The sequence below is a fragment of the Thermus sediminis genome (assembly GCF_003426945.1).
Lineage (GTDB): Bacteria > Deinococcota > Deinococci > Deinococcales > Thermaceae > Thermus > Thermus sediminis.
This window is the reverse complement of record NZ_QURO01000004.1, coordinates 1,136,826-1,160,117: the sequence shown is the minus strand read 5'-3', so window position 1 is coordinate 1,160,117 and position 23,292 is coordinate 1,136,826. Positions and strand designations below refer to the sequence as shown.

Genomic DNA, 23,292 nt, shown 5'->3' with positions numbered 1-23,292 from the left:
AATACGGGGGTGGAAAGATGGGTCATCGTGAACCCCGCAGCGGGTCGGGGCAAGGTGGGCCGGCTCTCCGGGGCCATCCTGAAGGCGGCCCGGGAGAGGGGGGCCAGGGCCTTCCTCACCGAGGGGCCGGGCCATGCCACCGAGATCGCCTCCCAGGCTCCCGAGGGGGCCCGGGTGGTGGCCGTTGGGGGGGACGGCACAGTGCACGAGGTCTTGAGGGGCCTGGCCTGCACGGGGAAGGTCCTGGGGGTGGTCCCCATCGGCAGCGGGAATGACTTCGCCCGCATGCTGGGGCTGAGGGGGCTTCCTTGGAAAGAGGCGCTGGAACATGCCCTCTTTGCCCCTGAGGAGGCCGTAGACCTGGGCCTAGTCAACGGAGAGCCCTTCGGGGCCTCCTTGGGGATTGGGTTTGACGCCCTGGTGGCCAAAAGGGCCCTTACCGCCCCGCCCTTCCTTCGCAGCATGCCCCGCTACCTCTACGCCCTCTTCGGCGTCCTAAAAGACCTCCGCCTCCCCGAGGGGCGGGTCCTCCTGGACGGGGAGGAGGTTCACCGAGGACGGCTTCTCCTCCTCGCCGCCATGAACGGGTCCACCTACGGCGGCGGCATCCCCATCGCCCCTGGGGCCAACCCCAGGGACGGCCTCCTCTCCCTGGTCCTGGCCCGGGAGTTCTCCCGCCCCGGGGTGGTCCTCATCCTGCCCAAGCTCCTCCTGGGCAGGCATCTGGGCCACCCCCAGGTCCTGGCCCTCTCTGGGCGGGAAGCGGTGGTGGAGTTCGCCCACCCCGTCCCCGCCCACGCCGACGGGGAGCTTCTGCCCGAATCCACCACCTACCGGGCGGAGCTGAGGCCTCTGGGGCTTAAGGTGGTGGCCCGCCGGGCCGGGGCCAAGGGGGAAAGGCCTGCGGTGAGACCAGTTCCAGCCTAAAAGCCCCCCGGGGGGCCGGGCCTAGGGCCTCTGAAAGGCCCTGGAGCTCCAGGGAATGAAGGCTAACCCGCTGGGGTCCCGAAGGGAACAGGCATGGGCGCTTGGATGGCCGAGTCCCGGACGACCTCTTCCTTGGGCGGGCCAAGGCAATCGCTGGACGGGCAGGAGCCCGGCGCAAGGGGGCCACCCGCTCCTTAAGCTTCCCTCCCTGCCCAAGGAGAATCCCCTCCCCCTCTATCCGGGTGCCCAAGGGAGTTCCACCAGAGCTTCCCGGATCCGGCTTAGCCGGGTCCAGGGGGGGCTCTGCCCAGATGGCCAGGTCGCGGTCAGAAAGGGGGTGGGCTCCCCCCGGGTCCGGGAGCCGAAGAGGAGGTGGCGCTGCCCTCCGCGCCACTTCCTCTAGCGCCGGGTCTACGGGATCATTTTGCCTCCTGGCGTATACTCATGCCATGCGCGGCCTCGCCCAAAGGGTGAAGTCCATGAAGCCCTCGGCCACGGTGGCGGTGAACGCCCGGGCCCTGGAGCTTAGGCGAAAGGGGGTGGACCTGGTGGCCCTCACCGCCGGGGAGCCCGACTTGGACACCCCCGAGCACGTCAAGGAGGCGGCGAGGCGGGCCCTGGCCCAGGGCAAGACCAAGTACGCCCCCCCCGCCGGCATCCCCGAGCTAAGGGAGGCCCTGGCGGAGAAGTTCCGCCGGGAGAATGGCCTAGGAGTGACCCCCGAGGAGACCCTCGTCACCGTGGGGGGGAAACAGGCCCTCTTCAACCTCTTCCAGGCCATCCTGGACCCGGGGGACGAGGTCATCGTCCTTTCCCCCTACTGGGTGAGCTACCCGGAGATGGTGCGCTTTGCCGGGGGGGTGCCCGTGGAGGTCCCCACCCTGCCCGAGGAGGGTTTCGTCCCCGACCCCAACCGGGTACGCCGGGCCATCACGCGGAGGACCAGGGCCCTGGTAGTAAACTCCCCCAACAACCCCACGGGGGCCGTCTACCCCGAGGAGGTGCTTAGGGCCCTGGCGGAACTGGCCGTGGAGCACGACTTCTACCTGGTCAGCGACGAGATCTACGAGCACCTGATCTACGAAGGGGCCCACTTCTCCCCTGGAACCCTGGCCCCGGAGCACACCATCACCGTGAACGGGGCGGCCAAGGCCTTCGCCATGACGGGCTGGCGCATCGGCTACGCCTGTGGCCCCAAGGCGGTGGTTAAGGCCATGGCCGACGTCTCCAGCCAGTCCACCACCAGCCCCGACACCATCGCCCAGTGGGCCACCCTCGAGGCCCTGACCAACCTGGAGGCCTCGAGGGCCTTCATCGCCAGGGCCAAGGAGGCCTACCGCAGGAGGCGGGACCTCCTCCTAGAGGGGCTTTCCCGGCTGGGCCTAAAGGCGGTGCGCCCCAGCGGGGCCTTCTACGTCCTCATGGACACCTCCCCCTTCGCCCCCGACGAGGTGCAGGCGGCGGAGAGGCTCCTTACGGCCGGGGTAGCGGTGGTCCCGGGCACGGACTTCGCCGCCTACGGCCAGGTGCGCCTCTCCTACGCCACGGGCGAGGAGAACCTCCAAAAGGCCCTGGAGCGCTTCGCCCTGGCCCTTCAGTAGCGCCTTCGCCTGGGGGAGAGAAGGAGGAGGGCCGCCCCCAGGGTCACGCACACGTCCGCCAGGTTGAAGACGGGGAAGTTGGCGATGAGGGGGATCGGGGTCCCCAGGTCCAGGTAGTCCACCACCCAGCCCCGGCCCAGGCGGTCAATCCCGTTGCCCAAGGCCCCCGCCGCCACCAGGGAGAGGCCCAGGGTCCAAGCCCGGGGGTAGCGGCGGCGAGCGAGGAGGTAGAGGAGGAAGCCCCCCACCAGGAGGCTGAGCCAGCCGAGAAGGGTGGCCTGGCCCTGAAGGAGGCCGAACCCCGCCCCCGTGTTCTTGACCAAGGTGAGGTAGAGGAGGTCCCCCAAAAAGGGCCTGGGGACGGGAGAGAGGTTCTCCAGAGCCCAAAGTTTTAGGATTTGATCCAAGGTGATTAGGAGGGGGATGAGCACCGTGGGCATCTCCAAGAGTCTACCCTGTGCTATACTCCTTAGGGTTTGCCTTCGGGCACGGGAGGGTGGCATGTCCAAGGTGTGCGAGTTGAGCGGAAAGCGGCCCATCGTGGCCAACAGCATCGAGAGGCGGGGCAAGGCCAAGCGGGAAGGGGGCGTGGGCCGGAAGACCACGGGCATCTCCAAGCGCCGGCAGCACCCCAACCTGCAGAAGGTACGGGTGAGGGTGGCGGGCCAGGAGATCACCTTCCGGGTGGCGGCAAGCCACATCCCCAAGGTCTACGAGCTTCTGGAAAGGGCCAAGGGGCTCAAGCTAGAGGGCCTCTCCGCCAAGGAGATCAAAAGGGAGCTCCTGAAGCTCCTTTAGAGCGGGGAGGGCCGGGCCCAGGGGAAGCCCCTAGGCCCTTTCCCTACACTAGGGGCATGAGCCTGAAGCCGGGGCACTACCTCCTTCTGGCCCTCCTCCTCTACGCCCTAGCGGTGACCTTGGGCTTCGCCTCGAGGGGCGGGCAGCTCGCCGCCTTGCGGCAGGAGGTCCGCCTCCTGGGGGAGAGAGCGGCCCTCGCCCCCCAGGGCTACCGCCTGCCCCTCCCCGGAGCCTGCCTCCCCATCCGCCCCGAGAACCTTCCCAACGCCCCCCGCCCCTACCGCAGGGGGGTGAGCGCAGGCTTCGTCTTCCGCGACGGGGACGCCTGCGTGCCCGTGGTGCGGGGGATGGGGGTGGTGGCCGCCATGGCCGGGGAGGTGGTCAAGGTGGAGGCCGATTACCAAGAGCCCAGCCCCGAGGCCTGGCGGGAACTCCTGGATCGGGTGCGGGAGGGGGCTTCCCCGGAGGAGATGGACCTCCTGAGGGGCCTCGAGGTCTGGGTGCGCCACCCAGACGGGCGCACCTCGGTCTACGCCCACCTCCAGGCCCCCTACCCGGGCCTGAGGGTGGGGGCTAGGGTCTCCCGGGGGGATGTTTTGGGCTACCTGGGGAACACCGGCCTCCAGGGTGGGGCTCCCAGGCTCCTCTTTGAGGTCTGGGAAGGCCAGCCCGACCGGAGCCGCTTCCTCTTCCAGGGGCTTGGCCCGGAGGAGGTGCTCCGGCAGGCCCAAGGGTTCTTTGGCCTACAATAGCCCCATGCGCGAGGCCTTCCGCCAGGTCTGGTCCAGCCCCTATGTCCGCGTCCTCCTCTTTGTCCTCCTGTTCTTCGCCTTCCTCCTCTTCTTGCAAAGGGCCTGGCCCGGTCTGCGCATCCTCCTCTTCGCCTTCGCCTTTGCCTACCTAGCCCATCCCCTGGTGCGGCTTTTTGAAACCTGGAGGATTCCCCGGGCCCTGGGGGTGGCCCTGGTCTACCTGGGGCTTGGCCTTTTCCTGGGCCTTATCTCCTTTCTCGCCGCGCAGACGGTGCGGGAGCTCTCCCGCCTGGTCCAGGACCTGCCCCAGTACGTGGCTCCGGCTATCGCCTGGCTCTCGGGGCTGCCCCAAAGGGTGGAGGCGGTCCCCCTACCCCCCTACCTGGCCCCCATCCTGGCGGAGATCGGGGAGAACCTCGAGGACCTCCTCCAGGGTTTTCTGCAAACCCTCCTGGGCTGGCTGCGGGGGCTTCTGGACCAGGGGGGTAGCCTTCTCAGCCTTTTCACCGGGCTCTTGGGGGGGGTTTTCCAGCTCTTCACCGCCCTGATCGTCTCCGCCTACTTCCTTTACGACCTTCCCCGCCTAGGCCGGGCCGTCCTCCGCGCCTTCCCCGAGCCCTACCAGCCCCTGGCCGCCGAGCTCTTTGGCAAGCTGGACCGCAGCGTGGGCGGCTTCATCCGCAGCCAGCTCCTGGTGGCCTTCCTAGTGGGGCTCATGGTGGGGGTGGGGCTCTCCTTGGTAGGGGTGCCCCTGGCGGCCAGCCTGGGCTTCTTGGCCGGGGTCTTCAACCTCATCCCCTATGTGGGGCCGGTCGTGGCCGGGATTCCCGCTGTGCTCCTAGCGGCCACCGAGGGCTGGCTCAAGGCCCTCCTCGCCCTCCTGGTCCTCTGGCTGGCCAACCAGGTGGAGGCCAGCGTCCTGGGGCCCCTCATCGTGGCCCGGGCCACCCGGCTCCACCCCGTTACGGCCATCGCCGGCATCCTGGTGGGGGTGAGCCTCTTCGGGCTCTGGGGGGCTCTTCTTGGGGTGCCCGTCGCTGCCTTTCTAAAGGTGCTCGTGGAGGACTACTACCAGAGGAGCCGCTTTTACCGGGAGGGCTAGGGGACCCGCGCCCCCGGGGCGGCCTTGGGCCTTCACCAGTGCCCCCCGGCGGCCAGGGCCTCCCGGAACCAAGGGGGCACCTCCTTGCCGAAGCGCCTTTCCGCAAAATCCCGGGCGAACTCCCTGTAGCGGCCTTCCCGGACGGCCTCCCTGGCCCCTTCCGTAAGGCGGTGGAGGAAGCGGAGGTTGTGGAGGGAGAGGAGAATCCCCCCAAGCATCTCACCCGAGCGCACCAGGTGGGCGAGGTAGGCCCGGCTGAAGTGCTGGCAGGCGTAGCAGTCGCACCCCTTCTCCAAGGGGTCCTTCTCCTCCAGGTGGCGGGCATTCTTCAGGTTCAGGCGGCCCTCGGGGGTGAGGGCGCTCCCAAAGCGGCCCGTGCGGGTGGGGTAGGCGCAGTCAAAGAGGTCCACCCCCAGGCCCATGGCCGCCACCAGGTCCTCGGGGTGGCCCACCCCCATGAGGTAACGGGGCTTGTCCTCGGGGAGGAGGGCGGTGGAGAGCTCCACCATGGGGAACATCTCCTCCTTAGGCTCCCCCACGGCCAGCCCCCCGATGGCGTACCCAGGGAGGTCAAAGCGGAGAGTTTCCAGGGTGGAGCGCCGCCTGAGCTCGGGGTCCGTCCCCCCCTGGGCGATGCCGAAGAGGGCCTGGTCGGGGCGGGTCTTGGCCTTGAGGCTCCGTTCCAGCCAGCGGAGGGTGCGCTCCAGGGAGGCCTTCAGGTACCCCCGGGGGGAGGGGTAGGGGGGGCACTCGTCCAAGGCCATGATGAGGTCCGCCCCCAAGGCCTCCTGGACGGCAATGCTCCTTTCGGGGGTGAGCTCCACCACTTCCCCGTTCAGGTGGCTCTGGAAGACCACGCCCTTCTCGTCTATCCGGCGCAGGTGGCCCAGGCTCATGACCTGGAAGCCCCCGGAGTCCGTGAGCCAGGGGCCTTTCCAGCCGGCAAAGCCGTGGAGCCCCCCAAGGGCCCGCACCCTTTCGGGCCCCGGGCGGAGGAGGAGGTGGTAGGTGTTGGCCAGGAGGACCTGGCTCCCGATCTCCTTCAGGTCCTTGGGCATGAGGCCCTTGACCGAGCCCTGGGTGCCCACGGGCATGAAGAGGGGGGTTTCCACGGCGCCGTGGGGGGTGGTGAGGAGGCCCACCCTCGCCCGGCCGGCCCGGGCCGTGACCCGAAACCCAAAGGGGCTCATGCCTCTTGGGGAGCGAAGCGGGCCTTTACGTACTCCTCCACCAACCTCAGGAAGTCCTCCGCAATGGCGTCCCCCTTGAGGATGGTGAGGAGCTTGCCGTCGGCGTAGACGGGGGCCTTGGGTTCTTCCCCCGCCCCTGGAAGGGAGATGCCGATGTGGGCGTGCTTGCTCTCCCCGGGGCCGTTGACCACGCACCCCATCACCGCCACCTTGAGGCCTTCCACCCCGGGGTAGCGCCTCCGCCACTCGGGGAGCCGGGCCCGGAGGTGGTGGTTCACCTCCTCGGCGAGCTCCTGGAAGAAGGTGCTGGTGGTGCGGCCACAACCCGGGCAGCTCGTCACCTCGGGGGCGAAGGTGCGAAGACCCAGGGCCTGGAGGATCTCCTGGGCCACCTCCACCTCCTTGGTGCGGGGCTCGTGGGGGGCGGGGGTGAGGGAGACCCGGATGGTGTCGCCGATGCCCTCGAGGAGCAGGGGGGCCAGGGCGGCGGCCGAGGCCACGATCCCCTTGACCCCCATGCCCGCCTCGGTGAGGCCCAGGTGGAGGGGGGCCCGGGTGCGCCGGGCCAGCTCCCGGTAGACCCAGAGGAGGTCCCGGGCCTTGGACACCTTGGCGGAGAGGACGATCCTGTCCTCCCCCAGGCCCATCTCCAGGGCGGCCTCGTAGGAGCGCACGGCGCTTTCCACCAGGGCCTCGAGGACCACCTCCTGGGCCGCCTTGGGCTCGGGGCGCCTGGCGTTTTGGTCCATGAGCTCGGTGAGGAGGGCGGGGTCCAGGCTTCCCCAGTTGGCCCCGATCCTTATGGGCTTCCCCAGGTCCATGGCGATCCGCACCATCTCCCGGAAGTTCTCGTCCTTGTGGGTGCCCCGGCCCATGGTCCCCGGGTTGATGCGGAACTTGTCCAGGGCCTCGGCCATCTTTGGGTGCTTCCGGAGGAGGAGGTGGCCGTTGAAGTGGAAGTCCCCCACCAAGGGGACCTCGGCCCCTTCGGCCAGGAGGCGGGCCTTGATCTCGGGCACGGCCTGGGCCGCCTCCTCGTCGTTCACCGTGATCCGTACGATCTCGCTCCCCGCCCGGTGGAGCTCCAGGATCTGGCGGAAGGTGGCCTCCACCTCCCGGGTGGGGGTGTTGGTCATGGACTGGACGGCGATGGGGTGGGCGCTTCCCAGGGGGACGCGGCCCACCCAGACCGTGGGGGTAGGGCGCCTCATCCCTTCCATGGTAGCCCAGGGAAGGGGGGAGGCCCTTAGGCCGGGCCACCTTCTTGGCCGAGGCCGAGGGAGGGCCTGGCCGCTATACTGGCCCTTGTGGAGCCCCAGGACCTCGAGGCCCTAGCCGGGGTTTTCGCCCGCTTTCTCTAGCTCCATCCCCATGATGTGGTAGCCGGCGTCCACGTAGACCACCTCCCCGGTGATGCCGCTTGCGAGGGGAGAGAGGAGGAAAAGCCCCAGGTTCCCCACCTCCTCCTGGGTGACGTTGCGCCCCAAGGGGGCCACCTGGGCCACCTGGTCGTACATCTTGGTGAAGCCGGGGATGCTCCGGGCGGCCACGGTGCGCACCGGCCCCGCGGAGATGGCGTTCACCCGCACCCCCTTGGGGCCGAGTTCATAGGCCAGGTAGCGGACGCTGGCCTCGAGGGCCGCCTTGGCGATGGCCATGACGTTGTACCTGGGGACCACCTTCTCGCTGGCGTAGTAGGTGAGGGTGACCATCCCCCCTCCCTCCCGGAGGAGGGGCTCGGCCCTTTGGGCCGCGGCCACCAGGGAGTAGGCGGAGACCTCCAGGGCCAGGAGCCAGTCCGCCCGCTTGGTGTCCAGGTACCGCCCCTCCATGGCCTCCCGGGGGGCGAAGGCGATGGCGTGCACCAGGTAGTCCAGGTGCCCCCAGGCCTCCTTGACCCCTAGGAAGAGGGCATCCAGCTCCTCGTCCCGGGTGGCGTCCGCCTGGAAGAGGAGGGCTCCCCCTAAGGCCTCGGCGAGTTTTTCCGCCTCGGGGCGGATCCTTTCCCCTTGGTAGCTCAAGGCGACCTCCGCCCCTGCCCCTTTGAGCTTCTCGGCGATGGCATAGCCCAGGCTACGCTGGTTGGTGACCCCCATGACCAGGGCCTTCTTGCCGGTAAGGTCCACGGTGAGCATGGGGGGATTATACTTGGGGCATCATGGTGAACCTGGAAGCCTACGGGGATAAGGAAGAGGCCCTGGCCCACCTGGCCCAAAGCCGCCAGGCCCTCCTCGCCCGCCTAAGGGGGGCGGAGGCCTCCTGGCTTTCCACCCCCCTCCGCCCCGGGGCCTGGACCCCCCTCCTGGTGGCCGAGCACGTGGCCCTGGTGGAGGACTCCACCGCCCGGGTCCTGAGGCGGCTCCGCCGCCTAGCCGCAGGGGAGAGCCTGCCCCCCGTCCCCTTCGTCCCCGGGGAGTTCAGGGACGGAAAGCCCCAGGCCCCGGAGCCCGTCCGGCCCAAGGGGAGCCTGAGCCTAGAGGAGGTCCTAGTCCTTCTGGAAAAGGCCCGGAGCTTTCTCCTGGAGGAGGCGAGGCTTCTGGACCCCCATAACCCGGCCACCTTCCCCCACCCCTTCTTTGGCCCCCTCACCGCCCTGGGCTGGCTCCGGGCCGCGGCCTACCACGAGGCCCACCACCTAAAGGCCTTGGGCTAGGCGCTTTCCCGGTAGCGGGCGAGCCAGGCGTTCAGGCCCTGCGGGGAGACCCCGCGGAGGGCCTCGAGGCCCCCCTGCCACTCCAGCACCACCCCGGCCGTGGGGCTTCCCACGAGTTCGGCGATCTTCCTGGCGGCCTCAGGGTCGGCCTTGGCGTTGACGAACTCGTAGGGGATGCCCTCCCTTTCCAAGAACATCCTCACGATCTCGCAGGGGCCGCACCCGGGGATGCCGTAAAGCCGCACCATACCCCCTCAGGGTAGCACAAGGGCTTCCCTCCCAGGGCGCTGGGCTAACCTAAGGGGACGATGCGCCTTACGGAGCGCCACCCCGAGGTCAACCTGGAAAGGCTTCTGGAGAGCTTCGTCCCACCCCCCCGCTTCCAGGGGGCCACCTTCGCCACCTACCGTCCCGACCCCCGCTACCCCTCCCAGACCCTGGCCAAGGAGCGCTTGCGAAGCTGGATCCACGACCGGCCCAAGGGCTTCCTCCGCCCCAGGATGCCGGGGCCCCAAGGGGTGTACCTGGACGGGGGCTTTGGGGTGGGCAAGACCCACCTCCTGGTGGCCGCTTACTGGGAGGCTCCCGGGCCCAAGGCCTTCCTCACCTTTGAGGAGCTCACCTACACCCTGGGCCTCATGGGCCTTAGGGAGGGGGCGCGGCGCTTTTCCGCGCTTCGCTACCTCTTCCTGGACGAGTTTGAGCTGGACGACCCCGGCAACGCCCAGATGGCCGCCCACTTCCTGGCCCTCACCATGGAGCAGGGCCTCAGGGTGGCCACCACCTCCAACACCCCGCCCGGGGCCCTGGGGGAGGGGCGGTTCAACGCCGAGGGGTTCCGCCACCAGATCCAAAGCCTCGCCCGCCGCTTCGCCGTGGAGCGGATAGAGGGGGAGGACTTCCGCCACCGGGACCCCACCCGCCTCCCCAGGCCTTGGATGGACGGGGAGCTCTTGGAGGCCTTCCGCCAGGACCCGAGGCCCAAGACGTTAGACCCCTTCCCCGACCTCCTCGCCCACCTCCGCGCCCTCCACCCCATCCGCTACCGCTACCTCTTCCTCGGGGTGGAGGTGGTCTATCTCCAGGGTCTGGAGCCCATCCCCGACCAGAACGACGCCCTACGCTTTGTGCATTTCGTGGACCAACTCTATAAACTTGGCCTGGAGTTGCGGGTTTCGGGGGTGCCCTTGAGGGCCCTCTTTCCCGAGAGCTACCGCCATGGGGCCTTCGCCAAAAAGTACGGGCGGGCCCTTTCCCGCCTGGCGGAGCTTTTGGGGTAGCATGGGGGCATGGACCTGGCAGAAAGGCTTTCCGAGCTGGCCCAGGCCCTCTCCCAGGCCAGCGCCGCGGTGGGGGTCCTCGAGGCCATAGAGGAGGTTTTGGAGGAGTACGGGGAAGGGGACCTCTCCCCCGAGGAGGCCATGGAGGAGATCCAGGGGCTCGTGGAGGAGTTCCGGGCGGTCCGGGCCCTTTCCGAGATGTCCCCCGAGGAGATCGCGGCCCTGGCGGGGGAAGAGGAGGAAGGGGGGCTTCGCTCCTAGATGAAGGTGGTGGCCTTGGTCCTGGACTCGGTGGGCCTCGGCTACCTGCCGGACGCCCCTCTCTTCGGGGACGAGGGGGCGGACACCCTGGACCACACCGTCCTCAAGACGGGCATCGCCCTCCCCCATCTGGCCGGGCTGGGCCTGGGCTGGATCCCTGGGGTCCACACCCTGCCCCGCCCCGAGGCCCCCCGGGGGGCCTTTGGCCGCATGCGGGAGACCAATCCGGGCAAGGACACCACCACCGGCCACTGGGAGTTCGTGGGCGTCTTTTTGGAAAAACCCTTCCGCACCTACCCGGAGGGCTTCTCCGAGGAGCTCCTTCGCGCCTGGGCCGAGCGCATCGGCGTGGGGGGGTGGCTCCTGAACCGCCCCTACTCCGGCACCGAGGCCATCCGGGACTACGGGGAAGCCCACCTGAGGACGGGCCACCCCATCGTCTACACCTCGGCGGACTCCGTCTTCCAGGTGGCCGCCCACGTGGAGGTGGTTCCCCTGGAGACGCTTTACGGGTGGTGCCGGGTGGCCCGGGAGATGCTAATGGGGGAGCAACAGGTGGCCCGGGTCATCGCCCGGCCCTTTGCCGGAGTGCTCGGGGCCTTCCGCCGCCTGGAGCACCTGAGGAAGGACTTCGCCCTGGAACCACCCAGGAACGTCCTGGACCTGCTCAAGGAGGGGGGCTTTGAGGTGGTGGGGGTGGGGAAGATCCCGGACATCTACGCCGGGCGGGGCTTTACCCGGGAGGTGAGGACCAAGGACAACCGGGACGGCCTGGAGAAGACCCTCGCCCTGATGGGGGAGCCCTTTTCCGGCCTCGTCTTCGCCAACCTGGTGGACTTTGACGCCAAGTACGGCCACCGCCGGGACCCCGAGGGGTACGGGAGGGCCCTAGAGGAGGTGGACCGCTTCCTCCCCCGACTCCTCCAGGCCCTGGGCCCCGAGGACCACCTCTTCCTGGTCTCCGACCACGGCAACGACCCCACCTTCTTCGGCACGGACCACACCCGGGAGTACGGGATGCTCCTTTGGGTGGGGCCCGGGGTAAAGGGGGACCTGGGCACCCGGGAGAGCTTCGCCGACCTGGGGGCCACCTGGGCCAGGCTCTTCGGGCTTGCCTGGGAGGGGCCGGGGAAGAGCTTGCTCTAGGCCATGCCCTTCACCTGGCGCGACCTCCTGGACATCCTCCTGGTAGCCGTCCTCTTTTACTACCTCTGGCGCCTGGTCGTGGGCACCCGGGCCCTCAACCTGGTCCGGGGGGTTTTGGTTTACCTTCTGGTCTGGTTCCTGGCCAGCCTCCTGGGGCTCTCCACCCTCTCCTGGCTCCTGGGGAACGCGGCCACCCTGGGGGCCTTCGCCCTCATCGTGGTCTTCCAGCCGGAGCTCAGGGGGCTTTTGGAGCGCCTGGGCCGCCCCCAGGGCCAAAGGGCTTCCTCCTTGGCCCTAGAGGAGCTCCTCCTCGGCCTCTCCCGCCTCTCGGAAAGGCGCTACGGGGCCCTGATCGCCTTGGAAAGGCGCACCCCTTTGGGGGAGTACGCGGCTACAGGGGAGGTGCTGGAGGCTAGGCTTTCCGCCCGCCTTTTGGCGGCCCTCTTTTACCCGGGCACCCCCCTGCACGACGGGGGAGCCATCCTGCGGGATGGGCGACTCTTCGCCGCAGGGTGCGTCTTTCCCCTCTCCGAGGCCCAGGTGGGCCTGGGCACCCGGCACCGGGCCGCCCTCGGGCTTTCCGAGGTCTCCGACGCCCTGGTCCTGGTGGTGAGCGAGGAGACGGGGGCCATTCGGGTAGCGGAGGGGGGGAGGCTTTCCCCTCCCCTCACCCTCGAGGCCCTGCGGGCTAAGCTCAAGGAGGTGGTCCATGCGTGACTGGCCTGCCCTGCTCTTCTCCCTCCTGGCGGCCTTGGCTGTCTGGAACTCCTTGAGGGAGCGGGCCCCCGTGGTGGAGCGGGCCCTCAACCTCCCCCTCCAGGTGGTGGGCCTAGGGGGGGACCAGGTGGCGGAAGGGGTGCCCCGGGAGGTCCTGTTGCGCCTCCGGGGCCCCGCCCCCCTGGTGGAGGGCACCCCCCCGGTCTCCGCCTTCCTGGACCTGTCCGGGGCCGAGGGGGTCTTCAGCCGGGAGGTGCGGGTGGCCGCCCCCCAGGGGGTGGAGGTCTTGGAGGTGCGCCCGGCCCGGGTGGAGGGCCAGGTGGAGGCCATCCTCACCCGCATCCTGCCGGTGGAGGTCCTCCCCCAGGGCTTCTGGGTGCGCACCGAGCCGGCCTTTGTGGAGGCTAAAGGGCCCAGGAGCCAGGTGGAGGCGGCGGTGGTGGCCTTGGGCCTGGACCTGGGGGAGGAGGTGCCCCTGGTGGCCCTTGGCCTCCGGGGCCCCCTGCCCGGAGTGGTCCTTTCCCCGCCCCAGGTGCGGGTGGTGGTCCGGGAGGAGGCCCTCTTCCGCAAGGAGGTGCCCCTGGTCCTGAGGCCGCCCGAGGGCCTTAGGGTGGTGGACTATGCCCCTAGGGAGGTGGAGGTGGTGGGGCCGAGGGGGATCCTGGAGGGCCTTACCGAGGTGGAGGCCAGGCCCCAGGAGGGGTTCCGCCCGGGAGAGGTGGTGGGGCCCTTCGTCCTCTCCCTTCCCCCTGGGGTGCGGCCCCTGGGCCAGGTTTCGGGAAGGGCTCGGTTTGCGCTAGAATAGGCGGGATGATCTACCCCATCCGCCTCTACGGGGACCCCGTCCTGCGCAAGAAGGCCCGCCCCGTCCAGGATTTTTCCGGCCTAAAAAAGCTGGCCGAGGAGATGCTGGAGACCATGTTCGCCGCCCGGGGCGTGGGCCTGGCCGCCCCGCAGATCGGCCTCTCCCAGAGGCTTTTTGTGGCCGTGGAGTACGCCGACGGGTCTGAAGAGGAGGAGAGGCCCCTGAGGGAGCTGGTGCGCCGGGTCTACGTGGTAGCCAACCCGGTGATCACCCACCGGGAGGGCTGGGTAGAGGGGCTGGAGGGGTGCCTCTCCCTGCCTGGCCTTTACTCCGAGGAGGTGCCCCGGGCGGAGCGCATCCGGGTGAGCTTTCAAGACGAGGAGGGGTGCCCGAGAACCTTGGAGCTGGAGGGGTACATGGCCCGGGTCTTCCAGCACGAGATCGACCACCTGGAGGGCCGCTTCTTTTTTGAGCGCCTGCCTGGGCCCAAGCGGGAGGCCTTCCTGGAGGAGTACCGCGAGGAGCTGGCCCGCCTGCAAAAGGAGGCCCGGGCCCTTCTCAAGGAGCTTGCCCCGTGAGGGTGGCCTTCTTCGGCACCCCCCTCTGGGCGGTCCCTGTTCTAGAGGCTCTCCACCGCCACCACCGGGTGGTCTTGGTGGTAACCCAGCCCGACAAGCCGAAGGGCCGGGGCCTGAGGCCCGCGCCAAGCCCCGTAGCCCAGTACGCCCTGGAGCACGGCCTCCCCCTCCTCAAGCCTGAGCGCCTCAGGAGGAACCGGGAGTTCCTGGAGGCCTTCCGGGCCAGTGGCCCAGAGGTGGCCGTCACCGCCGCCTATGGCAAAGTCCTGCCCAAGGAGGTGCTGGAGGTCCCCCCCTGGGGCTTCCTCAACCTCCACCCCTCCCTCCTCCCCAAGTACCGGGGCCCGGCCCCCGTGCCCTGGGCCCTGATCCGGGGGGAGAAGGAGACCGGAGTGGTCATCATGAAGACGGAGGAGGGGCTGGACACCGGCCCGCTCTATGCCGCCTGGCGCACGGAGATCCTGCCGGAGGAGGACGCCCACGCCCTCTCCGAGCGCCTCCGGGATAAGGGCGTTGAGCTTCTCCTGCAGGTTTTGGAGGACCTTCCCCACCTCACCCCCACCCCCCAGGAGGGGGAGGCCAGCTACGCCCCCCTCCTCACCAAGGAGGAGGGGAGGGTCCGCTTCGCCGAGAGCGCCGAGGCCATCTATAACCGCCACCGGGGGGTCCAGCCCTGGCCTGGCAGCCACTTCTTCCACGGGGGCAAGCGGGTCAAGGTCCTGAAGATGCGCCCCGAGCCTGGGGAAGGGGAGCCCGGCGTAGTCCAGGCCGTGGACCGGGAGGGGGTCTTGGTGGGGACGGGGGAGGGGATCATCCGCCTCCTCGAGGTCCAGCCCGAGGGCAGGCGCCCCATGCCCGCCGCCGACTGGGCCCGGGGCTACGGGGTGGGGCCGGGAACCCGCTTGGACTAGCCCCCCACCGCCGCCAAGGCAAAGGGAAGCCAAGGGAGGGTTCTGGCCGGGGTTCCATCCTGGCTGCGCCAGGATGGGGTGGCATTAGAACTCCTCGTCCCACTCCACGATGGCCTCGCTCGTGAGCCTGGGTTCGGGCCTTTCGGCCTCGGCGGCGGCCACCTCCGCCCCCCGATCCCTTAGGAGGCCGAACTGGGCGGCGATGCCCCTAAGGCCCGCTCCCGCCAAGGCCACCACCAGGAAGGTGGAGAGCCCCCAGGCCAGGTAGGGGAGGAGGCCCTGGCCGATGGAGAGGTTGGCGAGAGCAGCCATCCAGGGCAAGCCTCCGTACTCCGCCATGACCGAGCCAAAGTAGGAAAGCCCCTCTGCCAGGATGGGCAGAAAGAGGAAGAGGAAGGCCAAGCCCAGGAGGTTCCAGTAGACGTTGCGCCCGCCGAAGGTGAGGCGGATGAGGTAGAGGGGGAAGAAGGCAAGGGCAACGGCCAAGACGAAGAAGGTCGCTCTAGGAATCCCCAAGAGAAGCAATCCCACCTGAACCTGTAAGGCGTGCCAAGGACCCAAGGTGGCCCCAAATAGGCGCTCCTCCATCTCCTGGATCTCTCCTAGGAGTAGGGTGAAGTCCACTGTACGTAACCCAGCGGCATCCTTCATCCTGAGGAAAAACCTGTCAGCGCGTTGGGCCAAGTCAGGGGCATAGGCCCCCACAACTGGGTAGATGGTTAGGCGGAAGCGGGAGTGGGCGTAGACCAGTTGTTCCCGCGCGAAGTTGAGCTGGCCGCTCGCCGCGTAAAGCTGGGCCCGGGCCAAGCTACCCCGAACCTCATCCAGGAGGACGAGCCAGTCCAGAAGGCTGGGGAGGGCTAGGCGGTGCAGGGCTTCAGCCAGTTGGCGGGACACCTCCGGATCTAGGGGGAGGAGGCTAGCCTCTTCCAGCAGGTTCTCCGGAAGTTGGGGAGCCTTTGGGAGGAGCTGGGGGGTTGTCTGGGCCGGGGGGGAGGGACCTGGGCGGGGGAGGGGGAGGCTGGGGGGGCGGAGCCTGGGTGGCGGGGCCTGAGGCTGGGGCCGGGGCGCTGGCCCTAAGGCGCTCCCTCCAGACGGACACCTTTCTCTGCAGGTCCTGGACCTCCGGGCGAAAGGCTTCTCCGCCGGATACCTTGGCCAGGGTCTGGATGAGGTCCTGGGCCCTTAGGGTGCTCTGGGGGCTGTCCTGGACCACCAGGAAGCGAGCGTAGGCCTGGGCCAGGGCCAGGTAGGCCTGGGGGCGGGAGGTGGCGGAAAGGGCCTGGGCCAGGTCCTGGGCCATTAGCCCTAGGTAGCGCCCCTCTAGGCGCCTTCTGGCCTCCTCGGGCGGCAGGCCCGCCATCTCGTTCACGACCCCTTGGCCCAGGCCCGTGGCCCGCGCTAGGCGGGTGAGGTAAAGCGCCCTCTCCTCGGGCAAAGCCGTGAAAAAGCCATCGTAGAGGGCTTTGCCCAGGAGGTGGCGCACCAGGAGGAGGCGGGCCTCGAGGTCCCACTGGCTTTTGCTGAGCACCGCTTGGCGCGCCTCCTGGAGGTTCCTCATGGCCGCATCCCGGAGTATGGGGGGTAGCCCCTCCGCCTCCTGGCGCAGGAAGCCCTGGGCCTGGTCTAGGGCCGCCAAGGCCTGGGTGGGGTTTTCCAGCCCCACCTGGGCCAGAATCCCTTCCAGGCGGTCGTATGCCCGGGGAAGGGGTGCGGCCAAAGCTAAGCCGAAAAGCACAAAGGGGAAAAACCACCTCTTCATCCCTCTACCTCCGCTGCGCTCACCAGCCGCCTGAGGCTGTTCAGAAGGCGGCCCACATTGGTCTCCTTTCGGGCCAAGAGGCCTACGTAGCCCTTGCCTAGAGCCCTAAAGGCCACCAGGTTTTCCTCCAGCACCGCGTAAAAGGTGCGGTACCCGTGGCGCCGCAGGAGGAGGTGGAAGGGGTCCAAGGGGATCGGTTCCCCGGGGAAGAGCTCCTCCCTGCCGCCTTCCCCGGCCACCACCACCCCCACCACCCCCTCGAGGCGGGCCAGGCGCTGGGCCAGGCGGGCCCGGAGGTCGGCCTCTTCCAGCCCCACGGCCTCGAGGGGAAGCTCCTCCTCCTCGTCCTCCTCCTCCCCCGCTTCCAGGGCGGCCAGGCCCTTCAGCTCCCGCACCCAGGCCTTGAGCTCCGGGGGCATTTCCTGGAAGGGGAGGAGGCGCTTTAGCTCCGGCCAGAGGACGCTTTCCACCAGCCTGGCCCAGTCCCCGGGCCGGGAGGGCCTCCCCTGCTCCACAGCCCGCCTCAGGAGGCCCTCTGCTGCCCTTGGGGAAACGTACCGGCTCAGGATCTCTAAAAGGCTTTCCTCCATAAGGGACCCTAGGGGCTTGCCAATCTGCCCCTCAGAGTGTACCATAACCTCTGCCCGAGGGATCGGGCAGGCTTCGCTGGGGTGTCGTCTAACGGCAGGACAGCGGACTCTGGATCCGCCGGTCGTGGTTCGAGTCCACGCACCCCAGCCAGTTTTTGGCCCCATCGACTAGCGGTTAGGTCACCGCCCTTTCAAGGCGGCGGCGGGGGTTCGAATCCCCCTGGGGTCACCAAGGCAGCCCGAGCCGCACCTGGCCCCATCGTCTAGAGGCCTAGGACACGGCCCTCTCAAGGCCGAGACGGGGGTTCGAATCCCCCTGGGGTCACCAAGGCGGCCCGGGCTGCCCTTGACTTCCGTTCCCTTTCCCTGCAAACTGGGTTCGCCATATACCCTCTCCCGGTATGGGTGGGGTATACAGTGGACCCGAGGAGGTGGGCATGGAGTTCAACTTGGCGGGACTGGCAACGGGCAGCCTTCGGGAGGAGGAGTACGATGTGGTCGTCATCGGAGGGGGTCCTGCGGGCCTCACCGCGGGGATTTACGCCGGCCGGGGCGGCCTGAAGACGGTGATCGTGGAAAAGGGCCTCCCCGGGGGACAGATCGCCCAGACGGAGGAGGTGGAGAACTATCCGGGCTTCCCCGAGGGCATCTCCGGCCCGGAGCTGGCAAGCCGCATGGTCCAGCAGGCGGAGCGGTTCGGCGCCCGCATCGTCATGGACGAGGTGTTGGGGGTGGAAAAGGTAGAGGGGGGCTTCCTGGTGCGGGGCTTTGAGCGGAGCTACCCCGCCAAAGCGGTCATCATCGCCACCGGGGCTAACCCCAAGAAGCTCGGGGTCCCGGGGGAGGAAAGGTTCTATGGCCGCGGGGTCTCCACCTGCGCCACCTGCGACGGCTACTTTTACCGGGACAAGGAGGTGGTGGTGGTGGGCGGGGGGGACGCCGCGGTGGAGGAGGGGCTTTTCCTCACCAAGTTTGTCCGCAAGGTGACCCTGGTCCACCGCCGGGACGAGCTCAGGGCCAACAAGCTGGCCCAGGCCCGGGCCTTCCAGAACCCCAGGATGCACTTCCTCTTCTCCCACGTGGTCACGGAGATCCTGGGGGAGGAGGCGGTGACGGGGGTGCGCCTCAAGAACCTGAAGACCGGGGAGGAGTACGTCTACCCCACGGACGGGGTCTTCGTCTTCATCGGCCACGAGCCCAACACCGCCTTCCTCAAAGGGGTGGTGGAGCTTAGGCCCGACGGCTACATCGCCGTGCAGGACGAGGTCTTCACCTCCGTTCCCGGCATCTTCGCCGCGGGGGACGTGGCCGACCCCATCTACCGCCAGCTCACCACCAGCGTGGGGGCGGGGACCCGGGCGGCCATGGTGGCGGAGAAGTACCTAGCGGAGAAAGGGGAAGCGGTCAAGGGTTGAGGCTGCCCCTCTTTCTCTTCCCCTTCCTGGCCCTAGCCCTGGGCCAGACCCTTTACCTGCCCCTGGACGACCGCCCCCCGAACCTCGGGCCCTGCACCTGGGGGCTTGCCCTCTGCCCCCCCAGGGCGGCCTACCGGGGGCCCGAGGGGGCGGATCTGGGGGCGCTTCGGGCCTGGCTCCTCGCCACCCCCGGGAGGAGGCTCGTGGCTAGCCTGGACGCCCTGGCCTACGGAGGGCTTCTCCAAAGCCGCCACCTCCCCCTTGCCCCGGAGGACGCCCTGGCGAGGCTGGGCCCCATCCTTTCCTGGAAGGTCCGCTACGGGGGAGAGGTCCACCTCTTCGGCGTGGTCCCCCGTTGGGACGCCACCAGGCGGGAACGGAACCTAAGGGTCTTGGAGGCCCTCGCCTCCTGGTCGGAGCTTCCTGGGATCTATCTGGAGGCCGTCTGGGACGATGCCATTCGGGACTCACCCGCGCCTCGGGAGGCTGCCGCCCTCCCCTACCCCTCCCGCCCCGGGGCCGATGAGGCGGGGCAAGTTTTGCTCCTGAGGGCCCAAAGGCCTGGGCTAAGGGTGGCCGTGGTCTACGAGACCCCCGCTCTGGCCCAGCAGGTGACCCCTTACGAGGGCCTTCCCCTGGAGGAGACGGTGGCCCGCCTTTTAAGCAGCGCCGCCGCCAGGCCCGTGGCCCTGGAAGAGGGGCCGGACCTGGTCCTCTACGTTTACGCCGGAAGGAACCCCCGTCAGGCCGTCCTGGACCTTCTCCGTCTGATGCCCCGCCACCCCGTGGCCCTGGCCGACGTTTCCCGGGTGAACCGGGGGGACCCGAGGCTCGTGGCCTACCTCCAGGGCCTGGGCCTCTACGGGCGCCTTTTGGCCTACGCCGCCTGGGGCACCCCCGGCAACAACCTGGGGAGCGCCCTGGCCCAGGGGGGGCTTTTCCTTGGGGACGGGGAGGGAAGGCTTTCCCGTCTGGGGGAGGCCTACTTCCACTACTGGTGGGGAGAGGTGGGGAGGCCCTGGGTGCGGGCCCGTTTCTCCGAGCCCCTCCCCGAGGCGGCCCAGGAGGTGGCTGCCCTTTGGCCCCGCGTGGCCCTGGACGGGAGGCGGATGGTCCTCTTGGGGGTGGAGTATCCTTGGAGGCGGTCTTTTGAGGCCTGGCCGGAATGGGACCTCGTCCCCCTTCCGGGGACCGAGCAGCTAGAATAGCCCCGTTATGACGGAGGCCCTGGAGCTGAAGCGCCTCGAGGCCCTGACCCAGGCCTTCCGCCTCCTCTCGCCTCTGACGCACAGGGAAGAGGTCTACAGGAAAACTGTCCAGTTTCTCAAGGAGAACACTCGGGCGGTTTCCGTCCTCCTTTGGCTTTACCGGCGGGAAGGGGACCAGCTGGAGCTGGTGGCGGCGGCGGGGCTTTCCGCCTCCCGGGTGGGGTTTCGCCTCCCCCGGGGTCAGGGGGTTTCCTGGGAGGTCCTGGAAAAGGGGGAGGCCCTCTTCCTCCCCGAGGTTTCCCGGGACCCCAGGGCGGTCTTCCTCTCGGGGAAGCGGCAGGCCGGGGCCTACCTGGGGGTGCCCCTGAGGAGCCCGGAAGGGGAGGTCCTGGGGGTGCTCTCCCTAGACACCGCCGGGGGTGTGGGGGAGATCCTCCCCGAGGAGCGCTTCCTAGCCCAGGCCTTGGCGGAGGCGGCGGGGATGGTCCTCTCCCGCATGGAGGCCCTGGAAAAGGCCCGCCTCGAGGCGGAGCGCCATAAGGCCCTCCTGGAGCTTTCCCTTTCCCTGGAGGCCTCTCGGGAGCCCCTAGCCATGCCCCAGGAGGCCCTGGAGACCCTCCTCCGCCTCACTCCCTACCACGGGGGAGCCCTCTACCTTTTCCAGGAGGGGGTGGTCCGCCCTGCGGTCCTGGCGGGCCGCTACCCCCCGGACTTTCCCCGCCTCTACGAGGCCCACCCCGTCCGCTTCGGGGAGGGGCTCCTGGGCCACCCCAGGCTCTGGGAGGGGCCGGTCTACGTGGAGGACTACGCCCGCTTCCCTGGGGCCCTAAGGCCTTACGCCCAGAAGGGCCTCCGCTCCGTCCTCCTGGTCCCGCTCAAGCCCGAGGGGCGGCGCTACGGGATCCTGGCCCTGGGAAGCTTCGTGGAGACCATCCCCTACCGCAAGGAGGACGAGGAGGCCTTGCGCATGGTGGCCAAGCGGCTGGAGGAGGTCCTGGAGCGCCTTTACCACCTGGAAGCCCTCCACCGCACCCGGGAGGCCGCCCTAAAGGCCCTCTCCCGGGTCCTGGAGTACCGGGACCTGGAGACCCAGGGGCACACGGAGCGGGTGGCCGAGCTCTCCTTGCGCCTGGGGCAGGCCCTGGGGTTCCCCGACCTCGAGGGCCTCCGCCTGGGGGCCTACTTCCACGACCTGGGCAAGCTGGCCCTCCCCGACGAGGTCTTGAGGAAGCCCGCCGCCCTCTCCACGGGGGAGTGGCGCCTGGTGAAGACCCATCCCGAGGTGGGCCTGGAGATTCTAAAAAGCCTCCCCTTCCTCCCCAAGACCACCCTCAACGTGGTGCTCTACCACCACGAGCGCTGGGACGGCTCCGGCTACCCCAAGGGGCTCAAGGGGGAGGAGATCCCCCTCGAGGCCCGCATCTTCGCCGTGGTGGACGTGTGGGACGCCCTTCTTTCCCCAAGGCCCTACAAGGAGGCCTGGCCCAAGGAGAAGGCTAGGGAAGAGCTTTTGGCCCAAGCGGGGAAGACCCTGGACCCGAGGGTGGTCCAGGTCTTCCTGGAGATGGTTTAAGTACCCCGCCGCGGCGAAAGCCGCGGCGGGGGCCCCAAAGGGGCCTTGCTAGGGCTCCCAGCTGGACATCCTATGTTGCGAAACCAACTTGGCTACTCCACGGTGACGCTCTTGGCCAGGTTCCGGGGCTGGTCCACGTCCCGCCCCAGGAGGACCGCCACCTCGTAGGCCAAAAGCTGCAGGGGCACCACGCTCACCAAGGGGGAGAGGAGGGGGTGGACCTGGGGCACGTAGATCACGTCCTGGGCCAGCTTCCCTATCTCCTCGTCCCCCTCGGTGGCGATGGCGATCACCTTCCCGCCCCGGGCCCGCACCTCCTGGATGTTGGAGAGGGTCTTCTCGTAAAGGGGGCCCTGGGTGGCCAGGACCACCACGGGGAGGTGCTCGTCAATGAGGGCGATGGGGCCATGCTTCATCTCCCCGGCGGGGTAGGCTTCCGCGTGAATGTAGCTGATCTCCTTGAGCTTCAAGGCCCCCTCGTAGGCGGTGGGCACCTGCACGTGCCTTCCCAAGAAGAGGAAGTCCTGGGCCTGGTGGTACTTCTCGGCGATGTGGGCGATGAGGGGCCTCTTCTCCAGGACCTCCTCCACCAGGCGGGGAAGCTTTTTGAGTTCCCGGATCAGGGTCTGGGCCTCCTCTTTCCCCAAGGTGCCCCGGGCCCGGCCGAAGCGGAGGGCCAGGAGGGCCATGGCCGCCAGCATGGCCATGTAGGCCTTGGTGGAGGCCACGCCGATCTCCGGCCCCGCATGGATGTAGAGGACCGCCTCCACTTCCCGGGTGAGGCTACTCCCCTTGGCGTTCACCACCCCAAGGGTCCTGGCCCCCCTGCGCCTGGCCTCCCGGAGGCCCTCCAGGGTGTCAATGGTCTCCCCGGACTGGCTGATGGCGACGGCCAGGGTCTTCCCGTCCACCACCGGGTCCCGGTAGCGGTACTCGCTGGCCACGTCCCACTCCACGGGGATGCGGGCCAGGCCCTCGAGGAGGTACTTTCCGTAGAGCCCGGCGTAGGCCGCGGTCCCACAGGCCACCATGTGGACCCGTTCCACCTCCGTGGGGTCCAGGGAGAGGCCCAGGTCCACGTCCCCTTCCTCCTCCAAAAGCCTCCCCCCCAGGGTGTTTTCCAGGACCCAGGGCTGTTCGTAGATCTCCTTCAGCATGTAGTGGGGGAAGCCCCCCTTCTCCGCCGCCTCCAGGCTCCAGTCCACCTCCACCGCTTCCCGGGCCAGGGGATTCCCCTCCAGGTCCGTGATCTCCACGCCCTCCCGGGTGATCCGGGCTAGGTCCCCGTCGTGGAGGAAGATGACCTTGCGGGTGTAGGGGAGGAGGGCGGGCACGTCCGAAGCGAGGAAGTTCTCCCCCTCGCCTAAGCCGATCACCAGGGGGGTCACCGTCCTGGCGGCCACCATCTCCTCCCGGTCCCCGTGTACGGCCACCACGGCGTAGGCCCCCCGCACCCCCTTCAGGGCCTCCTTCAGGGCCTCAAAGAGGTCCCCCTGGTACTTCTCCTCCAGGAGGTGGGCCAGGACCTCGCTGTCCGTCTCCGAAAGGAAGCGGTGCCCCCGGGCCTTTAGGGCCTCCTTGAGCTCCAGGTAGTTCTCAACGATGCCGTTGTGGATCACCGCGATCCGCCCGTCCTCCGTGGCGTGGGGGTGGGCGTTGGGGTCCGTGGGGGCCCCGTGGGTGGCCCAGCGGGTGTGGCCGATGCCCAAGGAGCCTTGAAGCCCTGCCTCTTCGAGGGCGGCCTCGAGGGCGGAGAGCCTCCCGGAGCGCTTCACCACCTTCAGGCCCTCCGCCGTCTTAACCGCCACCCCGGCGGAGTCGTACCCCCGGTACTCCAGCCGCCTAAGGCCATCCAGGAGGACGTCCGCCGCGTTCCGAAAACCGATGTAGCCCACAATACCGCACATAAAATCCCCTTCCGGAGGGAAATTCCCCTCCTGTGGCCCTCCCCCGCGGTTGTCCCCCCCTTGCGGGGCGGGCTTTCCCTTGGGGGTCTATAGGCGGGCGGGGCGGGCGCACCCCG

Annotated in this window: 25 protein-coding genes and 3 tRNA genes; 19 read left to right on the top strand and 9 right to left on the bottom strand. The window is 69.0% G+C overall.

Annotation, left to right across the window (positions count from 1 at the left end; genetic code table 11):
* Positions 1–9: 9 nt before the first annotated feature.
* Together ATI37_RS06865 and aspC are read left to right on the top strand one after the other, a co-directional pair.
* Positions 10–927, top strand: coding sequence for a diacylglycerol/lipid kinase family protein (locus ATI37_RS06865; RefSeq protein WP_117237705.1), 918 nt, complete (start codon positions 10–12; stop codon positions 925–927).
* A gap of 449 nt (positions 928–1,376) precedes the next feature.
* Positions 1,377–2,528 (top strand): aspartate/prephenate aminotransferase, encoded by a 1,152-nt coding sequence (gene aspC, locus ATI37_RS06860; protein ID WP_117237704.1) that lies wholly within the window; start codon positions 1,377–1,379, stop codon positions 2,526–2,528.
* Here aspC and lspA read toward each other — a convergent pair.
* Positions 2,522–2,968, bottom strand: coding sequence for a signal peptidase II (gene lspA, locus ATI37_RS06855; protein ID WP_117237703.1), 447 nt, complete (start codon positions 2,966–2,968; stop codon positions 2,522–2,524). The two genes, aspC and lspA, sit on opposite strands and share 7 nt — an antisense overlap.
* 61 nt (positions 2,969–3,029) lie before the next feature.
* Between lspA and rpmB the strand changes: the two genes are divergently transcribed.
* From rpmB to ATI37_RS06840, 3 genes are read left to right on the top strand one after another with little or no spacing between them, the layout of a single operon-like run.
* Complete coding sequence (gene rpmB / locus ATI37_RS06850) at positions 3,030–3,326, top strand: 50S ribosomal protein L28 (protein WP_117237702.1); 297 nt, start codon at positions 3,030–3,032, stop codon at positions 3,324–3,326.
* A 56-nt stretch (positions 3,327–3,382) separates the two neighbouring features.
* Positions 3,383–4,078 (top strand): M23 family metallopeptidase, encoded by a 696-nt coding sequence (locus ATI37_RS06845; protein ID WP_117237701.1) that lies wholly within the window; start codon positions 3,383–3,385, stop codon positions 4,076–4,078.
* A gap of 4 nt (positions 4,079–4,082) precedes the next feature.
* Complete coding sequence (locus ATI37_RS06840) at positions 4,083–5,180, top strand: AI-2E family transporter (RefSeq protein WP_117238550.1); 1,098 nt, start codon at positions 4,083–4,085, stop codon at positions 5,178–5,180.
* A 32-nt stretch (positions 5,181–5,212) separates the two neighbouring features.
* Here ATI37_RS06840 and tgt read toward each other — a convergent pair whose 3' ends face one another.
* From tgt to ATI37_RS06825, 3 genes are all read right to left on the bottom strand, one after another.
* The gene (gene tgt, locus ATI37_RS06835; RefSeq protein ID WP_117237700.1) at positions 5,213–6,370 is read right to left on the bottom strand and encodes a tRNA guanosine(34) transglycosylase Tgt; all 1,158 of its coding nucleotides are present in this window, start codon (positions 6,368–6,370) and stop codon (positions 5,213–5,215) included.
* On the bottom strand, positions 6,367–7,590 hold the full coding sequence (ispG, locus tag ATI37_RS06830) for a flavodoxin-dependent (E)-4-hydroxy-3-methylbut-2-enyl-diphosphate synthase (protein WP_117237699.1): 1,224 nt from the start codon (positions 7,588–7,590) through the stop codon (positions 6,367–6,369). The genes tgt and ispG overlap by 4 nt, the downstream gene beginning before the upstream one ends.
* Positions 7,591–7,701: 111 nt before the next feature.
* Positions 7,702–8,505, bottom strand: coding sequence for an enoyl-ACP reductase FabI (locus ATI37_RS06825; RefSeq protein ID WP_117237698.1), 804 nt, complete (start codon positions 8,503–8,505; stop codon positions 7,702–7,704).
* Positions 8,506–8,528: 23 nt separating this feature from the next.
* Here ATI37_RS06825 and ATI37_RS06820 point away from each other — a divergent pair, with 23 nt between their 5' ends.
* Entirely contained in the window at positions 8,529–9,023 is a 495-nt protein-coding gene (locus ATI37_RS06820) for a DinB family protein (protein ID WP_117237697.1), read from the top strand.
* Here the strand turns inward: ATI37_RS06820 and ATI37_RS06815 are convergent.
* Positions 9,020–9,271 (bottom strand): glutaredoxin family protein, encoded by a 252-nt coding sequence (locus ATI37_RS06815; RefSeq protein ID WP_117237696.1) that lies wholly within the window; start codon positions 9,269–9,271, stop codon positions 9,020–9,022. The genes ATI37_RS06820 and ATI37_RS06815 overlap by 4 nt on opposite strands.
* 60 nt (positions 9,272–9,331) lie before the next feature.
* Between ATI37_RS06815 and zapE the strand changes: the two genes are divergently transcribed.
* Genes zapE through fmt form a run of 7 tightly spaced genes read left to right on the top strand, consistent with a single transcriptional unit; the run spans position 9,332 to position 14,721 of the window.
* Positions 9,332–10,303 (top strand): AFG1/ZapE family ATPase, encoded by a 972-nt coding sequence (gene zapE / locus ATI37_RS06810; RefSeq protein WP_117237695.1) that lies wholly within the window; start codon positions 9,332–9,334, stop codon positions 10,301–10,303.
* Positions 10,304–10,312: 9 nt separating this feature from the next.
* Positions 10,313–10,564: a hypothetical protein gene (locus ATI37_RS06805; RefSeq protein WP_117237694.1), complete on the top strand. Its 252-nt coding sequence runs from the start codon at positions 10,313–10,315 to the stop codon at positions 10,562–10,564.
* On the top strand, positions 10,565–11,710 hold the full coding sequence (locus ATI37_RS06800) for a phosphopentomutase (protein WP_117237693.1): 1,146 nt from the start codon (positions 10,565–10,567) through the stop codon (positions 11,708–11,710).
* Between the two features lie 3 nt (positions 11,711–11,713).
* On the top strand, positions 11,714–12,427 hold the full coding sequence (gene cdaA / locus ATI37_RS06795) for a diadenylate cyclase CdaA (protein WP_117237692.1): 714 nt from the start codon (positions 11,714–11,716) through the stop codon (positions 12,425–12,427).
* A complete protein-coding gene (locus ATI37_RS11575) occupies positions 12,420–13,232 on the top strand; it encodes a CdaR family protein (protein ID WP_157969081.1) in 813 nt (270 codons plus the stop codon). Before cdaA ends, ATI37_RS11575 begins: the two co-directional genes overlap by 8 nt.
* 5 nt (positions 13,233–13,237) lie before the next feature.
* Positions 13,238–13,810, top strand: coding sequence for a peptide deformylase (def, locus tag ATI37_RS06785; protein WP_117237691.1), 573 nt, complete (start codon positions 13,238–13,240; stop codon positions 13,808–13,810).
* Positions 13,807–14,721, top strand: a complete 915-nt coding sequence (gene fmt / locus ATI37_RS06780; RefSeq protein ID WP_117237690.1) for a methionyl-tRNA formyltransferase — start codon at positions 13,807–13,809, stop codon at positions 14,719–14,721. The genes def and fmt overlap by 4 nt, the downstream gene beginning before the upstream one ends.
* Positions 14,722–14,805: 84 nt before the next feature.
* Here the strand turns inward: fmt and ATI37_RS12075 are convergent, their stop codons facing one another.
* Genes ATI37_RS12075 through ATI37_RS06770 form a run of 3 tightly spaced genes read right to left on the bottom strand, consistent with a single transcriptional unit; the run spans position 14,806 to position 17,073 of the window.
* Positions 14,806–15,618: a hypothetical protein gene (locus tag ATI37_RS12075; protein ID WP_232822461.1), complete on the bottom strand. Its 813-nt coding sequence runs from the start codon at positions 15,616–15,618 to the stop codon at positions 14,806–14,808.
* Positions 15,619–15,640: 22 nt separating this feature from the next.
* Entirely contained in the window at positions 15,641–16,483 is an 843-nt protein-coding gene (locus tag ATI37_RS12455; RefSeq protein WP_269801871.1) for a hypothetical protein, read from the bottom strand.
* Positions 16,480–17,073: a hypothetical protein gene (locus ATI37_RS06770; RefSeq protein ID WP_117237689.1), complete on the bottom strand. Its 594-nt coding sequence runs from the start codon at positions 17,071–17,073 to the stop codon at positions 16,480–16,482. Before ATI37_RS06770 ends, ATI37_RS12455 begins: the two co-directional genes overlap by 4 nt.
* 77 nt (positions 17,074–17,150) lie before the next feature.
* Between ATI37_RS06770 and ATI37_RS06765 the strand changes: the two genes are divergently transcribed.
* The 6 genes from ATI37_RS06765 to ATI37_RS06740 all read left to right on the top strand — a co-directional run bounded on the left by ATI37_RS06765 (position 17,151) and on the right by ATI37_RS06740 (position 21,269).
* Positions 17,151–17,224: transfer RNA gene (locus tag ATI37_RS06765), tRNA-Gln, on the top strand.
* 6 nt (positions 17,225–17,230) lie between these two features.
* Positions 17,231–17,305, top strand: a tRNA-Glu gene (locus ATI37_RS06760).
* Positions 17,306–17,325: 20 nt separating this feature from the next.
* Positions 17,326–17,401 (top strand) — tRNA-Glu (locus tag ATI37_RS06755).
* A 109-nt stretch (positions 17,402–17,510) separates the two neighbouring features.
* Positions 17,511–18,488 carry a thioredoxin-disulfide reductase gene (trxB, locus tag ATI37_RS06750; RefSeq protein ID WP_117237688.1) on the top strand — a complete coding sequence of 326 codons (978 nt, stop codon included), beginning with the start codon at positions 17,511–17,513 and terminating at the stop codon, positions 18,486–18,488.
* Entirely contained in the window at positions 18,485–19,696 is a 1,212-nt protein-coding gene (locus ATI37_RS06745; protein WP_117237687.1) for a DUF4127 family protein, read from the top strand. The genes trxB and ATI37_RS06745 overlap by 4 nt, the downstream gene beginning before the upstream one ends.
* A gap of 7 nt (positions 19,697–19,703) precedes the next feature.
* Positions 19,704–21,269: an HD domain-containing phosphohydrolase gene (locus ATI37_RS06740; protein ID WP_117237686.1), complete on the top strand. Its 1,566-nt coding sequence runs from the start codon at positions 19,704–19,706 to the stop codon at positions 21,267–21,269.
* A gap of 92 nt (positions 21,270–21,361) precedes the next feature.
* Here ATI37_RS06740 and glmS read toward each other — a convergent pair whose 3' ends face one another.
* The gene (gene glmS / locus ATI37_RS06735; protein ID WP_117237685.1) at positions 21,362–23,176 is read right to left on the bottom strand and encodes a glutamine--fructose-6-phosphate transaminase (isomerizing); all 1,815 of its coding nucleotides are present in this window, start codon (positions 23,174–23,176) and stop codon (positions 21,362–21,364) included.
* Positions 23,177–23,292: the final 116 nt, after the last annotated feature.

Coding starts and splice junctions, on each gene's coding strand:
- ATI37_RS06805 (WP_117237694.1), top strand. CDS start 10,313: ATGGACCTGGCAGAAAGGCTTTCCGAGCTGGCCCAGGCCCTCTCCCAG.
- ATI37_RS06825 (WP_117237698.1), bottom strand. CDS start 8,505: ATGCTCACCGTGGACCTTACCGGCAAGAAGGCCCTGGTCATGGGGGTC.
- tgt (WP_117237700.1), bottom strand. CDS start 6,370: ATGAGCCCCTTTGGGTTTCGGGTCACGGCCCGGGCCGGCCGGGCGAGG.
- rpmB (WP_117237702.1), top strand. CDS start 3,030: ATGTCCAAGGTGTGCGAGTTGAGCGGAAAGCGGCCCATCGTGGCCAAC.
- aspC (WP_117237704.1), top strand. CDS start 1,377: ATGCGCGGCCTCGCCCAAAGGGTGAAGTCCATGAAGCCCTCGGCCACG.
- cdaA (WP_117237692.1), top strand. CDS start 11,714: ATGCCCTTCACCTGGCGCGACCTCCTGGACATCCTCCTGGTAGCCGTC.
- ATI37_RS06740 (WP_117237686.1), top strand. CDS start 19,704: ATGACGGAGGCCCTGGAGCTGAAGCGCCTCGAGGCCCTGACCCAGGCC.
- ATI37_RS06815 (WP_117237696.1), bottom strand. CDS start 9,271: ATGGTGCGGCTTTACGGCATCCCCGGGTGCGGCCCCTGCGAGATCGTG.
- def (WP_117237691.1), top strand. CDS start 13,238: ATGATCTACCCCATCCGCCTCTACGGGGACCCCGTCCTGCGCAAGAAG.
- zapE (WP_117237695.1), top strand. CDS start 9,332: ATGCGCCTTACGGAGCGCCACCCCGAGGTCAACCTGGAAAGGCTTCTG.
- trxB (WP_117237688.1), top strand. CDS start 17,511: ATGGAGTTCAACTTGGCGGGACTGGCAACGGGCAGCCTTCGGGAGGAG.
- ATI37_RS06800 (WP_117237693.1), top strand. CDS start 10,565: ATGAAGGTGGTGGCCTTGGTCCTGGACTCGGTGGGCCTCGGCTACCTG.
- ispG (WP_117237699.1), bottom strand. CDS start 7,590: ATGGAAGGGATGAGGCGCCCTACCCCCACGGTCTGGGTGGGCCGCGTC.
- ATI37_RS06845 (WP_117237701.1), top strand. CDS start 3,383: ATGAGCCTGAAGCCGGGGCACTACCTCCTTCTGGCCCTCCTCCTCTAC.
- glmS (WP_117237685.1), bottom strand. CDS start 23,176: ATGTGCGGTATTGTGGGCTACATCGGTTTTCGGAACGCGGCGGACGTC.
- ATI37_RS12455 (WP_269801871.1), bottom strand. CDS start 16,483: ATGAAGAGGTGGTTTTTCCCCTTTGTGCTTTTCGGCTTAGCTTTGGCC.
- ATI37_RS11575 (WP_157969081.1), top strand. CDS start 12,420: ATGCGTGACTGGCCTGCCCTGCTCTTCTCCCTCCTGGCGGCCTTGGCT.
- lspA (WP_117237703.1), bottom strand. CDS start 2,968: ATGCCCACGGTGCTCATCCCCCTCCTAATCACCTTGGATCAAATCCTA.
- ATI37_RS06820 (WP_117237697.1), top strand. CDS start 8,529: ATGGTGAACCTGGAAGCCTACGGGGATAAGGAAGAGGCCCTGGCCCAC.
- ATI37_RS06840 (WP_117238550.1), top strand. CDS start 4,083: ATGCGCGAGGCCTTCCGCCAGGTCTGGTCCAGCCCCTATGTCCGCGTC.
- ATI37_RS06770 (WP_117237689.1), bottom strand. CDS start 17,073: ATGGAGGAAAGCCTTTTAGAGATCCTGAGCCGGTACGTTTCCCCAAGG.